This is a genomic window from Vibrio sp. 03_296, from assembly GCF_002265885.1.
This window is the reverse complement of sequence record NZ_NPKW01000628.1, coordinates 1-1,034: the sequence shown is the minus strand read 5'-3', so window position 1 is coordinate 1,034 and position 1,034 is coordinate 1. Positions and strand designations below refer to the sequence as shown.

Genomic DNA, 1,034 nt, shown 5'->3' with positions numbered 1-1,034 from the left:
CCAGAGTTGTCCAGAATAGCTTGCGCTAAGCGCGGTTTTACAATCAGGCGTTGTCTTCATTGTCATACCTTTTGAACTTTTTGGGGATTCCACTGCAAATATCTACAGGCCTTTTTAAACATAAGCTCAATTTATTAAACCGAGTTAGGTTGGCTGTAAAACTTGATACAGTTTAAAGTAACTGGCCAAACCATTTCAGCGCGTTTTCATATTTATGATGCATTGATCACTATAAAAACCACGAAAAACTGTAACAAAGCCTGAGAGTTACAGTGACAAAACTCATGCGATCACAGGCAAACGTTTGACTAAGAAATGATGATATCGATTGAAGTTGTGATTCAGTTCACTAATTAAACAGAGTCAGAATAAAAAGCCACCACCTCACAAAAAAGAAGCCAACAGATAAAACAAAAAAAGGACCGTTTTCTCGGTCCTTTTTGATCTTGATAACACGCAAATATTATCGGATGTTCGATGCTCTCAAAGCTTTCACAGATCGTCCAGTGCTTTCATTGCGCAAGGAACGGCTCTAGTTTATCGAGTGGCAATGCCGATGGACCATCACAACGTGCTTGTTCTGGATTTGGGTGCGCCTCAATAAACAGACCAGCAATACCCGTTGCCAACCGCTTCGCTAGCTCAACAGTCTGTTCACGGCGACCGCCTGATGCCGCGCCTGATTGGGTCGGCGCATTTGGCAAGTGAATGGGTACACATCAAAATGATTGGGCTGCCTTTTGATGCTTTTTCATGACGCCAAACCCAGCATATCTACAACTAGGTTATCGTAACCATGACAAGAACCACGCTCACAAAGAATGATCTTATCGTTGCCACACTCGGCAAATTTCTCAACGATGTTACCCACTTGACCTGGACTCATGAACTGAGGTTTCTTGCACGTTGATGACCGCGCCCCGTTTTTGGCCATCGCTTCCACAAGGCAGTCTGACGAGTCCAAGAACGCAGGTAGCTGGATAACATCCACCACATCCGCGACTGGCTGTCGCTTGTGCTTCTGTGTGAACGTC

General features: G+C 44.6%; 1 pseudogene. It reads right to left on the bottom strand.

From position 1 onward, the window contains the following. Window positions 1-512: 512 nt before the first annotated feature. A pseudogene (locus CIK04_RS26715) lies at window positions 513-1,034 on the bottom strand (3-deoxy-8-phosphooctulonate synthase); the annotation flags it as partial.